Annotated in this window: 17 protein-coding genes and 1 tRNA gene; 5 read left to right on the top strand and 13 right to left on the bottom strand. The window is 64.5% G+C overall.

Features of this window, described 5'->3' with window-relative positions:
- Nucleotides 1–177: 177 nt before the first annotated feature.
- From infB to rimP, 4 genes are read right to left on the bottom strand one after another with little or no spacing between them, the layout of a single operon-like run.
- Nucleotides 178–2,766, bottom strand: coding sequence for a translation initiation factor IF-2 (gene infB, locus AC3WLM_RS13500; RefSeq protein ID WP_193827870.1), 2,589 nt, complete (start codon nt 2,764–2,766; stop codon nt 178–180).
- A gap of 5 nt (nt 2,767–2,771) precedes the next feature.
- Nucleotides 2,772–3,506 carry a DUF448 domain-containing protein gene (locus tag AC3WLM_RS13495; RefSeq protein ID WP_492477621.1) on the bottom strand — a complete coding sequence of 245 codons (735 nt, stop codon included), beginning with the start codon at nt 3,504–3,506 and terminating at the stop codon, nt 2,772–2,774.
- Complete coding sequence (nusA, locus tag AC3WLM_RS13490; RefSeq protein WP_039338736.1) at nt 3,487–5,121, bottom strand: transcription termination factor NusA; 1,635 nt, start codon at nt 5,119–5,121, stop codon at nt 3,487–3,489. The genes AC3WLM_RS13495 and nusA overlap by 20 nt, the downstream gene beginning before the upstream one ends.
- Nucleotides 5,122–5,124: 3 nt before the next feature.
- A complete protein-coding gene (rimP, locus tag AC3WLM_RS13485; protein WP_062341715.1) occupies nt 5,125–5,685 on the bottom strand; it encodes a ribosome maturation protein RimP in 561 nt (186 codons plus the stop codon).
- A gap of 341 nt (nt 5,686–6,026) precedes the next feature.
- Here rimP and AC3WLM_RS13480 point away from each other — a divergent pair, with 341 nt between their 5' ends.
- Both AC3WLM_RS13480 and AC3WLM_RS13475 read left to right on the top strand, forming a co-directional pair.
- On the top strand, nt 6,027–6,158 hold the full coding sequence (locus tag AC3WLM_RS13480; protein ID WP_269078644.1) for a hypothetical protein: 132 nt from the start codon (nt 6,027–6,029) through the stop codon (nt 6,156–6,158).
- Complete coding sequence (locus AC3WLM_RS13475) at nt 6,158–6,382, top strand: PspC domain-containing protein (protein ID WP_039338738.1); 225 nt, start codon at nt 6,158–6,160, stop codon at nt 6,380–6,382. Before AC3WLM_RS13480 ends, AC3WLM_RS13475 begins: the two co-directional genes overlap by 1 nt.
- Before the next feature lie 202 nt (nt 6,383–6,584).
- On the opposite strand, the gene AC3WLM_RS13470 is transcribed toward AC3WLM_RS13475, so the two are convergent.
- On the bottom strand, nt 6,585–7,310 hold the full coding sequence (locus AC3WLM_RS13470; RefSeq protein WP_492477620.1) for a queuosine precursor transporter: 726 nt from the start codon (nt 7,308–7,310) through the stop codon (nt 6,585–6,587).
- A gap of 60 nt (nt 7,311–7,370) precedes the next feature.
- On the opposite strand from AC3WLM_RS13470, the gene AC3WLM_RS13465 reads away from it, so the two are divergent.
- From AC3WLM_RS13465 to AC3WLM_RS13455, 3 genes are all read left to right on the top strand, one after another.
- Nucleotides 7,371–7,447: transfer RNA gene (locus AC3WLM_RS13465), tRNA-Arg, on the top strand.
- Nucleotides 7,448–7,714: 267 nt separating this feature from the next.
- The gene (locus AC3WLM_RS13460) at nt 7,715–8,908 is read left to right on the top strand and encodes an MFS transporter (protein WP_082013440.1); all 1,194 of its coding nucleotides are present in this window, start codon (nt 7,715–7,717) and stop codon (nt 8,906–8,908) included.
- A complete protein-coding gene (locus AC3WLM_RS13455) occupies nt 8,908–9,621 on the top strand; it encodes an SDR family NAD(P)-dependent oxidoreductase (protein WP_039336696.1) in 714 nt (237 codons plus the stop codon). Before AC3WLM_RS13460 ends, AC3WLM_RS13455 begins: the two co-directional genes overlap by 1 nt.
- 161 nt (nt 9,622–9,782) lie before the next feature.
- On the opposite strand, the gene AC3WLM_RS13450 is transcribed toward AC3WLM_RS13455, so the two are convergent.
- The 8 genes from AC3WLM_RS13450 to AC3WLM_RS13415 form a co-directional block, all read right to left on the bottom strand.
- A complete protein-coding gene (locus AC3WLM_RS13450; RefSeq protein WP_492477619.1) occupies nt 9,783–12,197 on the bottom strand; it encodes a glycoside hydrolase family 3 protein in 2,415 nt (804 codons plus the stop codon).
- 83 nt (nt 12,198–12,280) lie between these two features.
- Nucleotides 12,281–13,462, bottom strand: a complete 1,182-nt coding sequence (locus AC3WLM_RS13445; protein WP_492477618.1) for an MFS transporter — start codon at nt 13,460–13,462, stop codon at nt 12,281–12,283.
- Nucleotides 13,459–14,529: a LacI family DNA-binding transcriptional regulator gene (locus AC3WLM_RS13440; RefSeq protein WP_492477617.1), complete on the bottom strand. Its 1,071-nt coding sequence runs from the start codon at nt 14,527–14,529 to the stop codon at nt 13,459–13,461. The genes AC3WLM_RS13445 and AC3WLM_RS13440 overlap by 4 nt, the downstream gene beginning before the upstream one ends.
- A gap of 6 nt (nt 14,530–14,535) precedes the next feature.
- Nucleotides 14,536–15,441, bottom strand: coding sequence for a glycoside hydrolase family 16 protein (locus AC3WLM_RS13435; protein ID WP_193827864.1), 906 nt, complete (start codon nt 15,439–15,441; stop codon nt 14,536–14,538).
- Nucleotides 15,438–16,940 (bottom strand): tryptophan halogenase family protein, encoded by a 1,503-nt coding sequence (locus AC3WLM_RS13430; protein WP_492477616.1) that lies wholly within the window; start codon nt 16,938–16,940, stop codon nt 15,438–15,440. Before AC3WLM_RS13430 ends, AC3WLM_RS13435 begins: the two co-directional genes overlap by 4 nt.
- Nucleotides 16,937–17,959: a cupin-like domain-containing protein gene (locus AC3WLM_RS13425; RefSeq protein ID WP_492477615.1), complete on the bottom strand. Its 1,023-nt coding sequence runs from the start codon at nt 17,957–17,959 to the stop codon at nt 16,937–16,939. Before AC3WLM_RS13425 ends, AC3WLM_RS13430 begins: the two co-directional genes overlap by 4 nt.
- A complete protein-coding gene (locus tag AC3WLM_RS13420) occupies nt 17,952–18,671 on the bottom strand; it encodes a SapC family protein (protein WP_492477614.1) in 720 nt (239 codons plus the stop codon). The genes AC3WLM_RS13425 and AC3WLM_RS13420 overlap by 8 nt, the downstream gene beginning before the upstream one ends.
- On the bottom strand, nt 18,668–20,215 hold the full coding sequence (locus tag AC3WLM_RS13415) for a tryptophan halogenase family protein (protein WP_492477613.1): 1,548 nt from the start codon (nt 20,213–20,215) through the stop codon (nt 18,668–18,670). The genes AC3WLM_RS13420 and AC3WLM_RS13415 overlap by 4 nt, the downstream gene beginning before the upstream one ends.
- Nucleotides 20,216–20,337: the final 122 nt, after the last annotated feature.

Below are 20,337 nucleotides of genomic sequence, written 5' to 3'. Positions count from 1 at the left end.
ATTTCAAAAACATCACCTCCCGTTCTGTCGCCGGTAGCGACCTCGGAAAGGCGTTTTTGGAACAAGACCTGTGTGACCCTAGTCTTGTGCTTTGAAGCTATTGACCAGTCAGACTGCCGCCAGAATGGCAGGATGCCCCGCCGCCCCTGAAGGCGGACGAAGCATCCCCTTACATCATCAGAGCGTACGATCGCGCATCTCGACTTCGAAGACTTCCAGCTGGTCGCCAGCCTTGATGTCGTTCGTGTCCTGCAGCAGCACGCCGCATTCCAGGCCTGCGCGGACTTCCGGCACGTCGTCCTTGAAGCGGCGCAGCGAGGCGATGGTCGTGCGGCTGACAATGACGTCGCTGCGCGTAAGGCGTGCATGCAGACCCTTGCGGATGACGCCTTCGACCACGAGCAGACCGGCTGCCTTGTCCTTCTTGCCCGCCGGGAAGACTTCCTTGACCTCGGCACGGCCGACGACCGTTTCGATCGCCTCCGGACCCAACTCGCCCGCCATTTCCGAACGAATGTCGTCGGTGAGCTGATAGATCACGTCGAAGTACTTCATCCGCACCTTGTTGCGCTCGATCAGCTCGCGCGCCTTGGCGTTCGGACGGACGTTGAAGCCCACGATGGGCGCGCCGCTGGCCTGCGCCAGGTTGACGTCGCCTTCGGTGATGGCGCCCACGCCAGACTGCAGGATGCGCACCTTGATCTCGTCGGTCGAGATCTTGTTGAGCGCGTTGACGATCGCTTCGACCGAACCCTGCACGTCGGCACGGACAACCAGCGGATACTCGATGACCGTGTTCTTCGCAGCCAGCGCAGAGAACATGTTTTCGAGGCTGGCAGGCGCCTGCACGGTGCGCTTGGCGGTAGCGCGTTCCTGACGGTACGCGGCCACTTCGCGGGCACGGGCTTCGCTTTCGACCACGGTCAGCGTGTCACCGGCCATCGGCACGCCGCCGATGCCGAGCACTTCGACCGGCAGCGACGGACCCGCCGCCTTCACCTGACGGCCCTTGTCGTCGAGCATGGCGCGGACGCGGCCCGACTGGGTGCCGACCACGAGGATGTCCCCGACCTTTAGCGTACCGCGATTGACCAGCACGGTCGCCAGCGGGCCCTTGCCCTTGTCAAGCTTGGCCTCGATCACGGTGGCTTCCGCTGCGCGATCCGGGTTCGCCTTAAGTTCGAGCAGTTCTGCCTGCAGCAGGATCTTCTCGATCAGCTCGTCAAGGCCCGCGCCAGACTTCGCCGACACTTCCACGTCCTGCACGTCGCCCGACATCGCCTCGACGATGATCTCGTGCTCGAGCAGGCGCTCGCGGATCTTCTGCGGATTGAATTCGGGCTTGTCCGACTTGGTGATCGCCACAATCATCGGCACGCCGGCCGCCTTGGTGTGGTTGATCGCCTCGATCGTCTGCGGCATGAGCCCATCGTCACCAGCAACCACCAGAATGACGATGTCGGTGACATTGGCGCCGCGCATGCGCATTTCAGTGAAGGCCTCGTGGCCCGGGGTGTCGAGGAAGGTGATGAACTCACCGCCCTTGGTCTTGATCTGGTATGCACCGATGTGCTGCGTGATGCCGCCGGCTTCGCCGCGCACCACGTCGGTGCCGCGCAAGGCGTCGAGCAGCGAGGTCTTGCCGTGGTCGACGTGACCCATGATCGTCACCACCGGCGGACGCGCCTGCAGCGTGTCCTCGGCGTCAACGTCCGAGGACGTATCGATATCAGCATCGCTGTCGCTCACGCGCTGGATGTTGTGGCCGAATTCGGTGACGAGCAGTTCGGCGGTGTCCTGGTCGATGGTCTGGTTGATGGTGACCATCATGCCCATCTTGAACAGCGCCTTGACGAGGTCCGCAGCCTTTTCGGCCATGCGGTTCGCCAGCTCCTGCACGGTGATCGCATCAGGCACGACCACGTCGCGAACCTGCTTTTCACGCGGCTGCGACTGGCCGGCGAAGTGCGCACGGCGTTCCTTTTCTCGGGCACGCTTCAGCGCAGCGAGCGAACGGGCGCGCGCGCCTTCGTCCTCGTTGAGCGCGCGCGTAACGGTCAGCTTGCCGCCACGACGGTCCTCGGTCTTGCGATCGCGCGGATTGGCGGCGGGCTTCTTCGCAGCAGGCTCGGGACGCTTGATCGGCGCGGGCGAGGCAACCGGGGTAAAGCGGCGCGGTGCCGGGATTACCGGCGCGGCTTCCTCTGCCTTCGGCTCGGCAGCCTTGGCTTCGACCGGAGCAGGCGCGGCTTCCGGCTGCTTGGCCACTTCAGGCGTCGCCACTGGCGTGGGCGCAGGAGCAGGCGCAGCTTCCGGTTCCGGGGTCGGCTCTGGCGCAGGTGCGGGTGCCGCTTCAGCCTTGGCCTTTTCCTCGGCGCGGCGACGCTCTTCCTCGATCGCCTTGAGCTTTTCTTCCTGCTCGCGACGGTTCGCCGCTTCCAGCGCAGCGAGGCGGGCTTCCTCGGCTTCGCGCAGCAGGCGAGCCTGCATTTCCTGGCGGGTTTCGCGGCTGGCCGATGGCGGCGGAGGCGGCGGGGGCGGCGGAGGCGGCGGAGCTACCGGCGCGGCAGCAGGTGCCGGTGCGGCAGGCGCAGCAACAGGAGCGGCCTCGCCGGGCCGGCCCATCAGCTTGCGCCGCTTCACTTCGACCACCACCTTGTTGGTGCGACCATGGCTGAAGGTCTGCTTGACCTCTCCCGCCTCCACCGAGGTCTTCAGACCCAGCGGCCTACGGCCCAGTGTCGGCTTCTTGTCGCTATCGCTCATCGAACTCATTCGCCCTTCGTATCAATATCGTCGTTCGCCACTGCACCCGTCTCGGATCCGGCGGCTTCAGTCTCGTTTCCGAGAAAATGTATCAGGCGCTGCAGCGGCGCTTGCAGCCTTGCGGCGGCAGCGGGGTCGGTCAGCGCGACGTGAACGACGTTGTCGCGGCCCAATGCCACAGACAGCGCCGCTCGGTCCAGCGGCAAGATGACACCTTTCATCCCCGAACCCTCGGCGCCTTCGCCCACGCGCCAGGCTTGCGCCAGCTTGTTGGGTCCATCGGTGCCGGCGTCGGAGGCATGGCCGAGGAACGTCACAGCCCCCGCCCGGCAGCCTTGCGCAATCTTCTCTGTGCCCAGCAGCACATTGCCCGCCCGCAGCTCGATGCCGAGCCGGTCGGCCACCAGGCGACGCAGCGCCTGTTCGATGCGTTCGGGAAGATCGGCCGGAATGGACAGCGCAGCACCCTTGAAGGCACGCGCCAGCGCTCCCTTAAGTTTGCCATTGGCAATCGCTTTTTCAAGGGCTTGCCGGTCCACGCCGATCCAGGCCCCGCGCCCGGGGGCACGCGCCATCACGTCAGGCAGCACGCCGCCATCGGGCGAGATGGCAAGACGCGTCAGTTCGTCCCGCGCATCATGGCGCCCGGTCAGCACGCACTTGCGCTCCGGCGAGGCCTTCCCCGCCGGTGCAGTGCCGGAGATGTCGGAGCTTAGCGGCTCATTGTGAGGAATCCGCATCGGCGGCCTCCTCAGCTACTGGCTCGTCATCGAACCAGTGGGCACGCGCGGCCATGATGATCTCGTTGCCCTGTTCTTCGCTCAGGCCATACTCGCCCAGCACGCCACCCTTGTCCTCGACGCGCTCGGGGCGATCGCTCTTTTCGCGCGGGCCCTTGTCGTTGCGGCGGCGCTGTTCGGCGCGCTTCTTGGCGATCAGCTCGTCGGTGGCAAGGTCCGCCAGGTCGTCAAGCGTCTTGATACCGGCCTTGCCCAGCGTGACGAGCATCGCTTCGGTCAGGTGCGGCAGCTCGGCCAGCGCATCTTCGACGCCAAGGCCACGGCGCTGTTCGCGCAGGGCTTCCTCGCGGCGCTCGATCGCCTCGGCAGCGCGGCTCTGGAGTTCTTCCGCCAGCTCTTCGTCGAAGCCCTCGATCGTCGCCAGTTCGCTGGTCTCGATGTAGGCGACTTCTTCCAGCTCGGTGAAGCCTTCGGCCACCAGCAGCTGCGACAGCGTCTCGTCGACGTCGAGTTCTTCCTCGAACATCTTCGAACGCTCGGCGAATTCCTTCTGGCGCTTCTCCGAAGCTTCCGCCTCGGTCATGATGTCGATGGCCGAACCCGTCAGCGACGAGGCCAGACGCACGTTCTGGCCGCGACGACCGATGGCGAGCGATAGCTGGTCATCGGGCACGACGACTTCGATGCGGCTCTCTTCCTCGTCGATCACCACGCGGCTGACGGTGGCGGGCTGCAGTGCATTGACCACGAAGGTCGCGGTGTCCTCGCTCCAGGGGATGATGTCGATCTTCTCGCCCTGCAGTTCCTGCACGACGGCCTGCACGCGACTGCCCTTCATGCCGACGCAGGCGCCGACCGGGTCAATGCTCGAATCGCGGCTGATCACGCCGATCTTGGCGCGCGAGCCCGGATCGCGGGCAGCGGCCTTGATCTCGATGATGCCGTCGTAGATCTCGGGCACTTCCTGCGCGAAGAGCTTCTTCATGAACTCGGGGTGCGCGCGGCTGAGGAAGATCTGCGGCCCACGGTTCTGGCGCTCGACCTTCATGATCAGCGCACGGACGCGCTCGCCCACGCGCGGCACTTCGCGCGGGATCTGCTGGTCGCGGCGGATCACGCCCTCGGCGCGGCCGAGGTTGACAATCACGTGGCCGAATTCGACCGACTTGATCACGCCGGTGATGACTTCGCCCGCACGGTCCTTGAACTCGTCGTACTGGCGATCCCGCTCCGCATCGCGGACCTTCTGGAAGATCACCTGCTTGGCCGACTGCGCGTCGATGCGGCCCAGGTCCACCGGCGGCAGCGGATCGACGATGAAGTCGCCAACCTTGGCGCCCGGCTGCAGCTTTTCGGCAGCCTTGAGGTCAACCTGCTTGAAGTAGTCCTCGACTACTTCGACCACTTCCACGACGCGCCACAGGCGCAGGTCGCCGGTGCGCGGATCGAGCTTGGCGCGAATGTCGTTCTCGGCGCCATAACGGTTGCGCGCCGACTTCTGTATTGCCTCTTCCATCGCCTCGATGACCACCGACTTGTCGATCATCTTCTCGGTGGCAACCGCGTTGGCGATTGCAAGCAGTTCGGCGCGGTTGGCGGAAATCGCACTGGCCATGGGTCAGTCTTCCTGTTCTTCGAGAATTTCGTCCGCACCGCTGGTATCCAGCGGCCGGGAAGCGGCAATAAGCTTGTCCGTCAGGATCAGCTTGGCATTGGCAACGAGGGCGAACGGCACCTCGAACACGATACCATCGTCCTCGATCGAAATGGTCTGGGTTTCGGCATCGAAGCCGGCAAGATCGCCACGGAAACGCTTGCGCTCGCCCAGCAGCTCGGAAAGCTCGATGCGAGCCTCCTGCCCGACCCAGGCGGCAAAGTCCTTGGGTCGCGTCAGCGGACGGTCGATGCCGGGCGATGACACTTCAAGGCGATAGGCGTCTTCGAGCAGCACTTCGCCCGCCTCTTCCAGTTCGTCGAAGCGGTCGGAAATGCGATTCGACAGCGCGGCGCAGTCCTCGATCACCAGCTGGCCGGTCTCTGGCCGCTCCGCCATGACCTGAAGCGTATGCTCCTCGTCACCGATCTCGCCGCCCTTGAAATAGCGCACGCGCACGAGATCGAAGCCCAAGGCCTTGGCCTCCGGTTCGATAACTTCCGCGATCCGCGCGATATCCGCCATGCAATCTCCAATAAGCCGAATGGCAAAAGCGGGTCACTGCCGGCGCCCGGTGGCACCAGCCTGACCTTGCTTTCACAATGTCGGGATGAGGCGCAAATAGGCCCGGTCGCGTAAAAAAGCAAGCTGCAAAGCGCGTCAGCAGCAGCGGTGAAGACAACGCCATGCACACGCTCGCCAATTAATGGGGAATTTCACCACTGTTCAGCAGCGGGAAAGATGCCGAGGTTCCGCCCGACCGCCGTGATCCGCAGAAATCCGCCATTTCGGCAGTTTGGCACGGCCCATGCAACGCTGGTCGCATAAGCCATAACGGCTCAAACAGTTACCATGAGGACAAGATCATGACCGCCATCACCAACCGCATCGCCGCCGCAGCAACCGCTTTCGCCCTCAGCCTCGCGCTGATCGCCGGCACTGTCCACACGCCAGTTTACAACAGCGCGGCCCCCGCCGCCATGCAGGAGATGATCTGATGAGCCAGCTTCGCTTCGACGACTCGGCCCCGCGCCCGATCGAGACCACTCGCGGTTTCCGCCTCGACAAGGTCAACGGCAAGGTAATGGGCGTCTGCTCAGGCATCGCCAACTACTTCAACATCGACGTAACCCTGGTCCGCGTCGCTTTCGCTCTCGGCACCCTGCTGGGCTTCGGCTCGGCCGTGCTCGTCTACCTGCTGATCGGCCTCATCGCCGACTGAGCCGCAACAGTCAGACCTTGCGGGCCGTCCAGCCCCCCGCAAGCCGCCCCGCCTCTCCCGCCCCCCGGAGAGGCGGGGCCTTTGCATGAGCAAAGCTGGAGTCCCTTAACGACCCCGTTCTTGTGTCGTCATCCCGGCGAAGGCCGGGATCCATGACAAAAGTTGGCGAATGCAACAGCGCAAATTGGCCTCGGCGTGCGGCCTAAACCTGCGGCGCCTTGGCAAACGGCGAAAAGTCGGTGTCCGTATCATAGACGTCCGCGCCTTCGCGCGCCTTCAGCCAGCCGACCACGGCATATGTCACCGGCGTCAGCACCGCCTCCCACACCACCTTCATCAGCCAGTTGGTCACCATCACGGTCAGCACCTGGCTCGTCGTCCAGATGCCGAGGAACGCGACGGGGTAAAACAGCAGGCTGTCCACCGCCTGCCCGAACACGGTCGAGCCGATCGTGCGCGTCCACAGCATCTTGCCCCCGGTCAGCAACTTCATCTTGGCCAGCACGAAGGAATTGACGAACTCGCCCGCCCAGAAGGCCGTCACCGAGGCCAGCACGATCCGCCAGGTCGATCCGAACACGCTTTCGTAAGCCGCCTGCCCATCCCAGCCCGGCGCGGGTGGCATTTTCACGACCACGAAGCTCATGAACGCCATGAACACCAGCGCAAAGAATCCCATCCACACGCAGCGCCGCGCATTGGCATAGCCGTAGACCTCGGTCAGCACGTCGCCGATCACATAGGACACCGGGAAGAACAGGATGCCTGCGCCAAAGGTGAACCCGCCGACTTGCGCCAGCTTCGCCGCCCCGATCAGGTTCGACAGCAGCAGTATCGCCACGAACGAGGCCATCACATAGTCGAAATAGCGGAAATGCCGACGCGCGCTGGTGGAGCCGTCGATTCTCGAAATCTGGGGATCGCTCATGGAGTGTGGTGCTAACCCGGTTTGCACGATCCGCAAAGCGTGCTTATGGGAAGCCGGCGCGCGCCCGTAGCTCATCTGGATAGAGCGCGAGACTTCTAATCTTGAGGCAGCAGGTTCGAGTCCTGCCGGGCGCGCCATCAACACGATCAGGTGTGTTTCCCCACCTACCATAGGCGCGCTGTCTGCGTTGACAGTTGGGACTTCTGGTCCACTACGAAGTCACTACCGCACAAAATCTCAATTCGGCAAAATCAATAACAAGTCTTCCCTCCTATCGATTGGACAGAAGGAGTCGGTCCCGGCAGAGGTATGAGACCGGTTTCACATTGCATGATCGCCGCTGCGAACAGGCGCGCCGGTCGATTGCAGCGTGAGAAAATACTTGCGAGGAGACGGATGCCGCCATGACAAAGCATCACATACCGAGTTTCATGACAGGGATCGCGCTGCTGCTGCCGATCACGCTCACCACGATGGCCGTCGTACTTCTTGCGCCTGTCGTACCCCAGATCATGGCAGAATTCGGTACAACCCCGGGACATGAATACCTTGTCCCAATGGTGTTGACCCTTCCGGCGCTGTGCGTGGCGCTGCTATGCCCGTTCGCTGGCATTCTCGGGGATTATTTCGGCCGCCGTAAGCTCTTGCTGGCCTCCTTCGTGATTTACGCGCTGGTCGGTCTGGCTCCAATCTTTCTGAAGGACCTGACTACCATTCTGGTGTCTCGCGTTGGCGTGGGAATTGCCGAGGCGCTGATCTACGTTCTCTCCACAACCATGATCGGCGACTATTTCAAGGGTGCCGAGCGCGACAAATGGCTTGCAGGCCAGACGGCGTTTGCCTCGATGTCCGCACTTCTGTTTTTCAATGTCGGTGGCATTCTCGGAGATTTCGGCTGGCGCACGCCGTTCTGGGTCTATTCGTCAGCTTTAGTGATGTTCGCACTTGTCTGGATCTTCACATGGGAGCCCGCAGGAGACGACGATGCGGATGAGGAAGCTGATGCCGCTCCTCACAAGCTCAGCTGGGCAGGTTTTCCGTGGGCCCGGATGGCAACGATTGTCGCCGTGACGATCTATGGCTCGGTATTCTTCTATACCGTGCAAATTCAGGCCGCGAGCGGTCTCACCGAACTCGGATTGACCAGCGCCGCCCGAATCGGCTTCCTGACGTCTGTTGCCAGCGTCGGTGTTCCCCTCGGCACCTTCCTGTACTCCCGGATCGCTCGCATCGGTGTGGGCAAGCTTCTTCTCATCGAACTCACGCTGCTGGCTATCGGATTCATGCTGATGGGCAAGGGTGGAAACGTGACGGGATTCCTTGCCGGATGTTTCATCAACCAACTCGGTGCCGGCATGCTCCTGCCAACCCTTCTCGTATGGGCAATGAGCATCCTGCCCTTTGAATTCCGGGGCCGCGGGACCGGCTTCTGGCAGTCAGCCTTCTCGCTGGGGCAATGGCTGAGCCCGCTCGTGGTGACGTTCGTTGCCCTTCGTGCCGGCGGACTTATGGGTAGCTTCCAGGTCCTGGCTCTGTTTGCCGGTGCCGGTGCAGCAATTGCTCTTGCGTCGCTGCAAATCAGCCGGAAGGCGCAATGATGCCTGGTCGTTTAGCCAACAAGATCGCCGTCGTTACCGGTGCCGGCAACGGCATCGGCAAGGGCTGCGCCAAGATGTTCGCTGCCGAGGGTGCCAACGTGATCGGTCTCGACCTCGGCGGCGCGGACACGACGTGCGACCTGCTCGACGAGGACGCGACACGGGCGACCTTTCAGCACATCGGCCAGAAGCATGGCCGCATCGACATTCTTGTCAATGCAGCCGCCTTCGCAGTCTTCAATTGGATCGAAACCATGTCCTATCACGAATGGAAGCGGACGCTTTCAGGGGAACTGGACATCGTCTTTCTCGCGACGCGGGCCGCATGGCCGTTTCTGAAGTCCAGCGGCAAGGCGAGCGTGATCAACTTCGCAAGCGCCAATGCGCGCCATGCTCTCGATGGTTCTCCGGCCATCGCGCATTGCGCAGGCAAGGGAGGCGTTCTTGCCATGACCAGGCAACTGGCCATGGAAGGCGCGCCGCACAACATCCGCGCCAACACGATCGCACCTGGCTTCATCCAGACCGAAGCCACGCGCCGTCATATGGAGATGGACCCAGGTCTTGAAGGGGCGGTCCTCAAGAAGAACATGCTCAAGCGTCTTGGTGACCCGGAGGACATCGCCTGGTGCGCCACATGGTTGGCCAGTGATGAGGCACGCTACGTGACCGGCGCCGACTTTGCCATCGATGCGGGAGCGACTGCCTGGTAATCATTCTTGCACGAAACCTGTGTCCCCGGACAGGATCCGCACAGGGCCAAAATCCGGGGACACAAACAGATTGCTATCAACCAGGCCCAAACGCCGCCTACGAAACCCCTGTTGTCAACCAAGGGGTGTCGCTCACCACGAGCGTCATCGCGGGGGAACCGTCAGTTCGCGGCCGGCGGACAGGGGATGGCCTCGCCCACCCCCTCGATAAGTGCGCTACGGACGCTGACCGTGAATCCCTTATCTGCGCTCAGTCGAAGGGGGGAGCCCACCGCGCCCAACTTCGCACCATGCTCCGCAAAGCATGTCAGTGGGATACGCAGGGTGGCAGCCTTGCCAAGAGCCCCAAGGCTCTTGCCGACGTCCAGCTTCACGCCCGCAAAGGCAACCGTCACCGGCCCCGACCCGCGCGCATCCAGCCGCCAGTCTAGCCGCAGCGCGAAGCCGCCGTTGAGGTGCCGTTGCATATCGACCACCGGCCCGTCGAGCGCGATGTCGCCCTTGCCGCTCCAGGTGAACTGCCGTGCGTCCTCCTGCGCTGCCACATCGACCGCGCGCATGGTGACTACGCTGTCCAGGCCGAGCCGCCACGGCTCGATCACTTTCCCAGCGCGGATGAACGTGGTTTCACTCAGCAGGCTGCCCACCTCGACGCGAGGGTCCTCGTTGACCCTTCCGACGCTCGCGGGCTTTGCGTAACTGAGGCCATGGCCCACCCGCCACAGCGGCTCCACCATCGGCGAGCGCGCATCGCGCGGCCAATCGAACGGCAGCGTGCCGGTGAAATCGCGCGGTGGCTTGCCGTCCTTGCGCGCGACCAGCACATCAGCCACGCCCTGCCCCTGGGAGCCCGGCTGCCACGCGGCGACGAAGGCATCGGCCACGTTCATCTCGGGTCCAACGAACATCGGACGGCCCGAAAGGAACACCGCAACCACCGGCACGCCTTGGGCCTTTAACTGCTTCATGAGTTCCAGTTCGCCCTCGCGCGACTGGAACAGAAGGTTCGGCACATCACCCTGAAACTCGGCATAGGGCTGTTCGCCAAACACCACGATGGCGACATCGGGCCTGACGCTGCCCTGAGCCTTGGCAATCTCGGCGGTACCGCCCGCTTCGGCCACAGCCTCGACGATCGCGCGACCGATGGTGCGGCCCTTGGGGAAGTCGGCGCCTGTCGTGTCGGTGCCCTGCCAGGTGATGGTCCAGCCGCCGGCCTGCATCGCCATGCTGTCGGCCCCCGGGCCGGTCACGAGCACCTTGGCGCCCGGCTTGATCGGCAGCACCGAACCTTCGTTCTTGAGCAGGACGAGCGACTTGGCGACCGCTTCGCGCGCCACATCAAGATGCGCCTGCGCCCCCACCGCCGCCGGATCACCGCGCTCGACCAGCTTCGGCCCCATCAGGCCGAGCTTGTACTTCACCCGCAGGATCCGCCGCACGGCATCGTCAAGCCGCGCCATGGGAATCTTGCCCTCGCGCACCTGGCGCAGGGTGTTATCGAACAGGCCCTTCCAGCTGTCGGGCGCCATGTAGAGATCGAGGCCGGCGTTGATCGAGGCGGCGCAGTCGGTCGGCGTGCAGCCCTCGACCTGCCCGTGCCCGTTCCAGTCGCCAACCACCAGGCCCTCGAAGCCCATTCGGTTCTTGAGCACGTCGGTGAGCAGCGACCGGTTGCCGTGGTTCTTGACCCCGTTCCAGCTCGAGAAACTCGCCATGACTGTCAGCGCGCCCGCATCGATGGCGGGCGGATAGCCCTGCGCATGCAGACGGACGAGTTCGGGCTCGGCCAACTTGGCATCGCCCTGATCCTTGCCCTGTTCGGTCCCGCCATCGGCAAGGAAGTGCTTGGCGCTGGCGGCCACCTTCTCGGCCGTCAGCGGCTTTCCGGCGAGGAGCGGCCCCTGCAGCCCCTCGACCATCGCCTTCGAATAGCTGGCGATCACCGCCGGGTCGCTCGAATAGCCTTCATAGGCGCGCCCCCAGCGCAGGTCCTGCGGGGCGGCAAGTGTCGGGGCGAAGGTCCATTCGATGCCCGAGCCGGCAACCTCGGCTGCAGTCGCTGCACCGATCCGCTTGATCAGTTCGGCGTCATGCGCCGCCCCAAGTCCGACGTTGTGCGGAAAGATCGTTGCGCCCGGCAGGTTCGAATGCCCGTGGACAGCATCGACACCAAACAGGATCGGCACCCCCGCCCCCGCCTTGCGCGAGGCTGCGCGGAATTCGTTCACCAGCTTGAGCCACTTGGCCGCATCGGCACGCTCGTCGCCATAAGGCCCGCTGTTGCCCCCAGCGAGGATCGACCCGAGCGGATAGCGGGCGAGGTCCTCGGGCTTGATCGAACTGATATCGCCCTGGATCACCTGGCCGACCTTCTGTTCGACCGTCAGCTGGCGGAGCAGCCGGGTGATCTCCTGCTCGGTCCGGGCATCGGTGATGGTCGACGGGCTGTGAGCAGTCGGCCAGTTCGCGGGATTGGCCACCGGGCTTTCGTGCGCTGCTACCGGCGCAGCGGCAAGCAGGAATGATAGCGCCACCACACTTGCCATGGCAGGACGCAGGCTTCCCTTCGACATCGACTTCCCCAGATTCTGTGAACGTTCTCAATCAGACGTCTCACACGTTTGCGAGTGGAAATCAACCCTTGACGAAACTGGTGTCAGGCAGTCCGTCGCAATCCGAAGAGAAGCAAGGTTGCGCAAAGGGCGAGCAACGCCAGAACCACGAAAAGCGCGCTGAAGCCGAGGCTTGGTACAAGAGCCAGCGTCAGCGCTGGCATCGCCAGCGACGGGATCGTGTTTGTCAGGTTGAACAGGCCCAGATCGCGCCCGCGCCGTGCACTGTCAGGCAAGACCCTCAGGGTGTGGGCGCTGTGCAAGGCCAGGAACGCCGAGGTCGAAAGGCCGAACAGAATGTACCCGGCAATCGCTCCGTCGCGTCCTTCGGCAAGCGCCATGATGATCAGCCCCAGCGCGGCCCCGATCGACGAGATCACCAGCGGTGAAACAGGCTGCCCGGTGCGATCCGCCCTGTCGCCCGCCACCAGCGCGACCAGCGCACCGATCACCATCGCCGTCAGCAGCACGCGGGCAATGGCGCCATCGGCAAGGCCCGGATCGACCGAGCGCAACCACAGGTAGAAGAACGCGAACAGCGAGGCTTCGGAAATCTGCACCAGCAGGCGGGCAAGCCACATGCGCGTTGCCATGCCCTTGAGAACTTTGCGTGCAACGTCGCTTCCCTCGGCCGGCCTTGCCCGGGTTTGCGCGAAGCCGTCGTCACCCAGAAGCACGAGCGGGAGGACGCACAGCGCCACGATCACGCCCACGACGGCAAAGCGCGTCTCCAGCGAGAAGGCATCGCCCAGAGTCGCCAGTGCTCCGGCAAGGGCGCCCGAGGCCGGGGCGAAAGCCAGCAGGCCGCCGAGCAGCCCCTTGCGCCCATCGGGCACCTGATCCCCGGCCCAGGCAGACAGCGGCCCCAGCATCATGTTGAGCCCGACCTGCCACAGCGCGATCACGGCGGTCAGCGAAAGCAAGGTCCCGGTGCGCGGCGCAATCTGGAGCATGACGCTGGAGAGCAGGAGCCCCGCCAGCACGAAGGGGCGGCGCCTGCCCACGAGGTCGCTCGCCCAGCCAAACGCGATGTTGCACAAGCTGGCAGCAATCGCGCCCAAAAATGTCGTTGCAGCAAGCCAGCGCACGGCCTCGCTTCCCGCCAGTTCGCGCACGTGCATCGGCAACAGCAGCGTCAGGAACGGGACATAGGCAATCGTCGATCCAGCCCACGCCAACGCATAGAGCGCCAGAAAGCGGTGTTCGCGGCTTTGTCCGCCGATCACGCCTCGTGGGCCGCCGCCGGGCCGGTAGAGCCGCGGACCTCGAAGCCCATCGGCAGGATCACCGCGCCAGCAACCTCTTCGCCCTTCTGCGCGGCGATCAGGCTGCGCACCGCGGTGGCCGTCGTCTCGGCAATCGGCTGATCCACGGCTGTCAGCGCGGGCCGGGTAAAGCGCACCAGCGGAGTGTTGTCGAAGCTGACCAGCGAGAGATCCGCCGGGATGGCGAGGCCCAGTTCGTCGGCGATTTCGACTGTGGCCAGCGCCATCTGGTCATTGCTGGCAATGATCGCGCTCGGGCGATCAAGGCTGGCCAGCAAGGCGCGAGCGGCCCGCACGCCAGAGGCATAGGTGAAGTCCCCTGCCTCGAGCAGGCCCTCAGTGGGAAGACCCGCCGCGTCCATCTCGGCTTGCCATCCGTCCACGCGCTTGGCCGAAAGCCGATACTCGGAAGGCCCCGAGATGAAGCCGATGCGCTTGTGGCCAAGGCCGATCAGATGCCGGGTCGCCGTGCGTGCGCCGCCTTCGTCATCCATCGAGACCATGATGCCATCGGGCAACCCTTCCTCGTGCACTTGTGCGCCGATGCGGGCGAACGGCACGTTGTGGCGGGTCAGTGTCTCGAGAATCTGGGGATTGTCAGAGTGCGGCGGCGTGAGGATCGCGCCATCGGGCTGTAGTGCCGCAATCGCCGCGCCCAGTTCGCGCTCGACATGGTCGTTGTGGGTGTCGACCAGTTCGAAGATCAGGCGATAGCCATGTTCGGCGCATTCGAGCATGCCGCCCAGCAGCATCTGGTCGACCCAGTCGGTGCCCTGGCGCGCCCGCCAGTCGGCAATGGTGCGTTCGCGGTCGTTGAGGGCCAGGATAAGATAGGAACGCGATCCGCTCATCCGCTGTGCCGCGATCGAGGGCACATAGCCGAGCTTGTCGATCGAGGCCTGGACCTTTTCGCGCATTTCCGGCCGGACATTGGCTTCGTTGTTGATGACGCGGCTTACCGTCTGCAGCGAAACACCTGCATCAGCCGCCACGTGCTTGATGGTTACCGCCTGCCGCCTTCGCGCCATGGTAGCTCAGTTACCCCCGCTCTTCGTTCCGGCGCCCGCGTTAGCGGTTTCGCTGGGCTTTTGCCATACACGGACCCAGTCAACCGCCATTGCCTTGGGAAAGCCTGAAGCGTTGACGCCCGTGGTGTTGCGCCCCTCTGGCAAGTGACCGCCGATGGCGAGGTTGAGGATGAGGTGGAAAGGCTTGTCGAAGGGCGCACCGGGCTTGTCAGAGCCCAGCGTGTGCCATTCATGAGGCATGCGTCGCGCGTAGTCCTTGCCGTCAATGCGCCAGACCATGCCATCCTTGTCCCACTCGACCTCGTAAGTGTGGAAGGCGGTCGGATCGGGCAGCGGGGTTTCTTCCGAGATATAGCGGTTGCGCGGTGGTTCGCCGCCGAAGTGGATCGTGCCGAGCACGTGGTTCTCACGGCCACCTTCACAGGTCTCGCAAGGCTCGCCAAGGTTGACCGCCTCCATGATATCGATTTCGCCGGAGCGCGCCCAGCCGCCATAGGCCCAGTCTTCGGGCAGCATCCAGATCGCTGGCCAGGTGCCCTGCCCCTGCGGCAGGCGGGCGCGGACTTGGATCTTGCCGTAGAGCCAGGCAGCTTTGCCTGCCGTCGACAGCCGGGCGGAAGTGAACGGCTTGTACCGCTTGGCCTCGGCCTTTTCCATGCTGTCGCGCTGATCGCGCGGGAAGGCAGGGCCGGTGAAGTCCTCGCGCTGGGCGATGATCTCCAGCACCCCGTCGCTTAGCCGATGGTTGGCCTTGCGCGCAGTATAGCACTGGCGCTCCTCGTTGCCGCCGCCCCAGCAGTCCTCGGCAAGGACCCAGCGATTGCGGTCAAGCGTGGTACCGTCGAACTCGTCGGCCCAGACGAGTTGCCAATCGGGTTGGACCGCCGCTGCGGCCAGAAGCAGAAAGCTCATGCCGCTGCCGGAACCTCGGCGCCGCAATAGCGCGCAACGTAATCGCCGTGCGAGGGCAGCGCGGCGACGGTGCGGCTGACCTGTTCGCGCAAGCTCCCGAGCAGATGTTTCAGTTCCTCGTCACGCAGCTTGGCGGCAACCGGGTGGTGGCTTTGCGGATTGATCCCCTGCCCCATCATCACCTGCACCCACGAGTTCTCGGCAAACAGTTCTTCGTGTCTGCGGAACACGCGGCCGGTTTCGCGGAACAGCTCGATCTTGTGTTCGAGGCTGGCAGGAATCTCCATGCTGGCGCAGTGCCGCCAGAACGGCGTGTCTCGTCTGTCAGTCGCCTTGTAGTGCAGGACGAGGAAATCGCGGATCTGCTCCATGTCGGTGAACTGCTGGTCGTTGAATTCGTCGATATCGCGCTGGCTGATGGCGCCCGCAGGCAACATCCGCACAATGCGCAGGATGGCGCGCTGGATCAGGTGGATAGAGGTGGACTCCAGCGGCTCCATGAACCCGCCGGAAAGCCCCACGGCCACGCAATTGCGGTGCCACTGCTTGCGCCGCGCCCCCGTGCGGAAGCGGATATGGTTGGGCTTGACCAGCTTCTCGCCCTCGACCGTCGAGAGCAGCTTTTCGAGCGCAGCCTCGTGGGCAAGGTAGTCGCTGCAATAGACCACGCCATTGCCCTGCCGATGCTGCAGCGGAATGCGCCACTGCCAGCCAGACTCGTGCGCGATGGCGCGGGTGTAAGGCACGGGCGGGCGCACGCTCGAGGTCTGGATGGCGATGGCGCTGTCGCAAGGCAGCCAGTGGGTCCAGTCATCATAGCCCGCCCGCAGTGCACCTTCGATCAGGAGCGCGCGAAAGCCGGTGCAGTCGATGAACAGGTCGCCCTCGATGCGCCGATCCCCTTCGAGTACCAGCGCGGCGATGTCACCGGTTTCACCGTCAAGTTCCACGCGGGCGATCTTGCCTTCGATCCGGATGGTGCCGTCGGCTTCGGCCATGGCGCGCAGGAACTTGGCGTAGAGGCCGGAATCGAGCTGGTAGGCGTAGTTCATCCGGTCATCGGGAAGATGCGCGAACTTGCCCGCCTCGGCGGCCTTCAGCTCAAGGCAGTATTCGCCATAAGGGGCGGTGTGACCGCGCTCTCGCCCGTTGAGCCAGAAGTGCTGGAAGCCCGCCGACCAGTGGTCCTTGCCGGTACCGCCGAACGAGTGGAAGTAGTTCTCGCCCGGCACCCGCCAATTCTCGAAATTGATGCCGAGCTTGAACGTCGCCTGCGTGGCACGCATGAACTCGGCCTCGTTTATGCCGAGCAGGCGGTTGTAGGTGACCAGCGGCGGGATCGTGCTTTCACCGACGCCGATCGTGCCGATTTGCTCGCTCTCGACCAGCGTGACCTCGGCCACCGGGCCCAGCGTGCGGGCAAGCGCGGCGGCGGTCATCCACCCAGCGGTGCCGCCTCCGGCGATGACGATGCGGCGGGGCAGATGCGAAGCGGTCATTGGCTGAGGCTCCTCAGGATGAACTGGTGGATGCGGGCAGCGCCCTGCGCGTCGATGGGGCCCAATGCGCCCTGCCCCTCTTCGGGAATATGCGCGCGGGCCTCGTCGCCGCCCGAGAACACGTAGTATTCGAACAGGTCGCGCCACACCGCGCGGTCCGCCTCGGGCAGGTCTCGGATGGCGAGCAGGGCGTGGGTCAACGCCGTCTGCGGCTGTCCCATGTAGCGCGGGGTATCGCGCCACCAGTAATTGAGCAGCATGTTGAACGGCTCTGTGGCCTCGACATGGTGCCACCACATCGAAGGCACGAACAGCGCGTCGCCCGGTTCGAGGTCGGCCACCTGCCCGTGCTCCAGAGCTTCGGCAAAGCGCGGGTGCGCCTCGAAATCGGGCGCCGCGAAATCGACCATGCTCACCGCGCGGCCCGCTGGCGTGTTGTCGATCGGGCCGAGGTAGAGATTGCGGAACTGATCGGGCGGGAACAGCGTGAAGCGGCGACGACCGGCGACGCAGCAGGCGAGGTTGTCGGGGAAATCGTTGTGCGCGGCGATGCGCGTTGGCGATCCGATCCACAGGCTGGTGATGGGATCGCGCGAGCCGAGATCCACCCGGTTTTCGGTATCGACGCCGTGGAAGTGCGTCGGCACGTCGATCGAGCCGAGGTAGATCACGGGGTGATCGGCGCTGCCTTCGTTGGCATCGAAACCTGAAAAGATATCCGCCAGCTTGCCGCGCGCCGTCCTGAAATTCATCTGCATGACAGCGTCATAGAACAGCCGACCACCGCAGCCGGGGTCGGCCAGCGAGACGGTGAACGGCACGGGTCGCGCCCGTTCGACCAGATAGGCGCGAGCGGCGCGGGCTGACTTGAGGCCCGCCTGAACCAGCGGCCACTCCCGCACCAGTCCGCGCAGCACGAACGGTTCGCGCGTGCTCTGCAGCAGGGCGTCGAGGCCGCCCGGATCGTCAAACGTCCTTTCGGCAACGGCAGGAAGCTTCGGGGCGGTCGCTTCAGCCACCGGCGACCTTGGCGTTCTTGCGCGCGACCAGATCGCCGAAGTGCGAGAGCGAGGCGATGATCATGTATATCCGCGCGAGGTGGCCGCTGGCCATGAGGTCCTGCAGCGCAGCGCCGTCCAGGGTCGAGAGCTTTTCCTCGTTCATGGTATGATAGCCGACGAGCGAGTTCTTCGCGCCATCGTCGAGCGTGACTTCCAGCGTGAAGGATTCCGCCAGTTCATAGCGATCGAGCGCGGCGAAGAAATCGGCGGATTCGCGGTGGGCGTGATCGAGGTCGCCCAGCTTGGCGGCGATGTCCTCCAGGTAAGGCGTGGGCTGGCCGCTGGCATCGAACACCCGCATGCCCTCGCCCGTCCTGCTGATGCGGGGGTGGTCGAGGTCGACATGGACCTGGCCCACGCCGTCGGGCGTTGGCGCGCGACCGATCAGGAACGGGCGGATCGCCATCGACAGCGGGCGATAGGGCGCATCCCACCTGCCATCGCGCAGGAACAGGTTCTCGCCCGTCTCGAATCCCAGCAGCGCCAGCGCTTCAAGCTTGCCGGTGGCAATGTCGCGGCGCAGGACTATGGGGTAATGCGCCTGAACCGAGCGGAACTCGGCCGGGACAGTGGCACAGGCCATGACGTTGTCGCCAAGTTCGGCGCTGGCGGAAGTGTCGATGCGCAACTCGCCGTGGTCGGCGGGATTGAGGACTGCGTGGTTGCTCATTTCACTGCCGCTCCGTGCATGGCGATTGGGGCTGCGGCCGCAACGGGGCGCAGGGCATCGAGATAGGTCCGATTGGACGGCAATGCCGCGGCCAAGGCGCGCGAACGCTGGCGCACTTCGGCAAGCGCTTGCGTGGCTGTAGCGTCGGCTGCTCCGCCCGGCACAGGGAAGCCCATGCCATAGAGCACGTATTGCTGGCTGGCGGCGCAGAACAGTTCGTCCATGCGAGGGAAGTCCCACGCCGACGGCGGCTGATCGCGCCAAAGCTCCAGACACTCGGCAAGGCGCGCCGGGACTGTCGCCGGATCGCGCTGCGCCAGCCAGTAAGGCTCGGGCCGGCGGCTGAGGACGTAGTGCAGCTTGAGAAATTCGACGATGCGGTCCCAGCGGTAGCGGAACAGCTCGTTGAACCGCCCGGCGAGCAGGCCCAACGTATCCGAGCGGCGCGGAAAGTTTTCGGCCAATGCCTTGATCGACAGTTCGATGGTGACGATGGCCGAGGCCTCGAGCGGCTCGATGAAACCAGCGGAGAGGCCCACGGCAAGGCAGTTGCCCTGCCAGAAGCGTTCACGGTGGCCCGTGGAGAACGTGAGCTTGCGCGGGCGCAGGGTCTGCAGGTCAGCGGACGGTAGCCGCGCGGCAATGTAGTTCCGCAGCACATCCTCCGCCCGCGCATCATCCATGAAGCGCGAGGAGAAGACGCAACCGATGCCGCGCCGCGTCGGCAGGGCAATGTCCCAGATCCAGCCCGCTTCATGCGCGGTGCCGATGGTCTGCGACGCAATCGGGCTGCCGGGTTCGACCGGGACCTGCACGGCAAGCGCGCTGTCGTTGAAGGACACGTCGGACCGGTCCACCCACGGCACGCCGCAGTGGTCACCGATCAGGATCGCGGCAAGCCCTGAGCAATCGATGAAGAAGTCGCCGGCTATTTCGCGCCCGTCGAGCAGGCGCAGACTGGCGATATTGCCGGCCTCGTCATCGGCAATTGCAATGACTTGCGCCGAAACATGCGTCACGCCGAGCCGCGTCGTCGCGTGGCGCTTGAGCAGTGCGGCGAACTTGCCGGCATCGAGATGATAGCCGTAGTTCAGCGCCCCGGCATAATCGGGCATGGCCCTTTGCCGTGGTGCAAGGTTGTCCTCGCAGGCCGCAGCTTGTGGCGTCACCAGCGCTGCGAAGGACAATTCCGGTGCCTGTGCGCGCCACGCCTGCAGCATGGCAACCATGTCGCCCGGCGGGGGCGGCGTGAACGGATGAAGGTAGCTGTCCTGCGCAGAACCATCGACCCAGCCATCGAAGCGCGAACCCTGCTTGAACGAAGCGTCGCACTCGGCAAGGAACTCGGCCTCGGAAATGCCGATGGTCGAGAGCGTTTCGCGCATCGTCGGCCAGGTGCCCTCGCCGACGCCGATTGTCGGGATGTCGGGCGCCTCGACCAGCGTGATTGCCAGCTCGGGCCGTCGCGCGGCCATCAGGCACGCGGAGAGCCACCCTGCGGTGCCGCCTCCGACGATGACAACCTGCTTCACCGACCCGATCATCTCTCACCCGTTTCAGCCGCCGGTTGATCCGGCCAACCTGTCAGTCCTTGAAAACCCCTGCGGCCCGCACTGCCGAAGCAATACGGGCCGCCGGTTCCTCGTTACCCGAAGGTCATCTCCTC

The organism is Novosphingobium sp. FW305-C-30-35, from assembly GCF_058783135.1.
This window is presented reverse-complemented; position numbering and strand designations above follow the sequence as displayed.

Bases quoted from the DNA above. Each gene is read 5' to 3' on its own strand.
- AC3WLM_RS13440 (WP_492477617.1), bottom strand. From the start codon at position 14,529: ATGGCGCGAAGGCGGCAGGCGGTAACCATCAAGCACGTGGCGGCTGAT.
- AC3WLM_RS13435 (WP_193827864.1), bottom strand. From the start codon at position 15,441: ATGAGCTTTCTGCTTCTGGCCGCAGCGGCGGTCCAACCCGATTGGCAA.
- AC3WLM_RS13420 (WP_492477614.1), bottom strand. From the start codon at position 18,671: ATGAGCAACCACGCAGTCCTCAATCCCGCCGACCACGGCGAGTTGCGC.
- rimP (WP_062341715.1), bottom strand. From the start codon at position 5,685: ATGGCGGATATCGCGCGGATCGCGGAAGTTATCGAACCGGAGGCCAAG.
- AC3WLM_RS13450 (WP_492477619.1), bottom strand. From the start codon at position 12,197: ATGTCGAAGGGAAGCCTGCGTCCTGCCATGGCAAGTGTGGTGGCGCTA.
- AC3WLM_RS13430 (WP_492477616.1), bottom strand. From the start codon at position 16,940: ATGACCGCTTCGCATCTGCCCCGCCGCATCGTCATCGCCGGAGGCGGC.
- infB (WP_193827870.1), bottom strand. From the start codon at position 2,766: ATGAGCGATAGCGACAAGAAGCCGACACTGGGCCGTAGGCCGCTGGGT.
- AC3WLM_RS13460 (WP_082013440.1), top strand. From the start codon at position 7,715: ATGACAAAGCATCACATACCGAGTTTCATGACAGGGATCGCGCTGCTG.
- AC3WLM_RS13415 (WP_492477613.1), bottom strand. From the start codon at position 20,215: ATGATCGGGTCGGTGAAGCAGGTTGTCATCGTCGGAGGCGGCACCGCA.
- nusA (WP_039338736.1), bottom strand. From the start codon at position 5,121: ATGGCCAGTGCGATTTCCGCCAACCGCGCCGAACTGCTTGCAATCGCC.
- AC3WLM_RS13470 (WP_492477620.1), bottom strand. From the start codon at position 7,310: ATGAGCGATCCCCAGATTTCGAGAATCGACGGCTCCACCAGCGCGCGT.
- AC3WLM_RS13475 (WP_039338738.1), top strand. From the start codon at position 6,158: ATGAGCCAGCTTCGCTTCGACGACTCGGCCCCGCGCCCGATCGAGACC.
- AC3WLM_RS13480 (WP_269078644.1), top strand. From the start codon at position 6,027: ATGACCGCCATCACCAACCGCATCGCCGCCGCAGCAACCGCTTTCGCC.
- AC3WLM_RS13495 (WP_492477621.1), bottom strand. From the start codon at position 3,506: ATGCGGATTCCTCACAATGAGCCGCTAAGCTCCGACATCTCCGGCACT.
- AC3WLM_RS13455 (WP_039336696.1), top strand. From the start codon at position 8,908: ATGCCTGGTCGTTTAGCCAACAAGATCGCCGTCGTTACCGGTGCCGGC.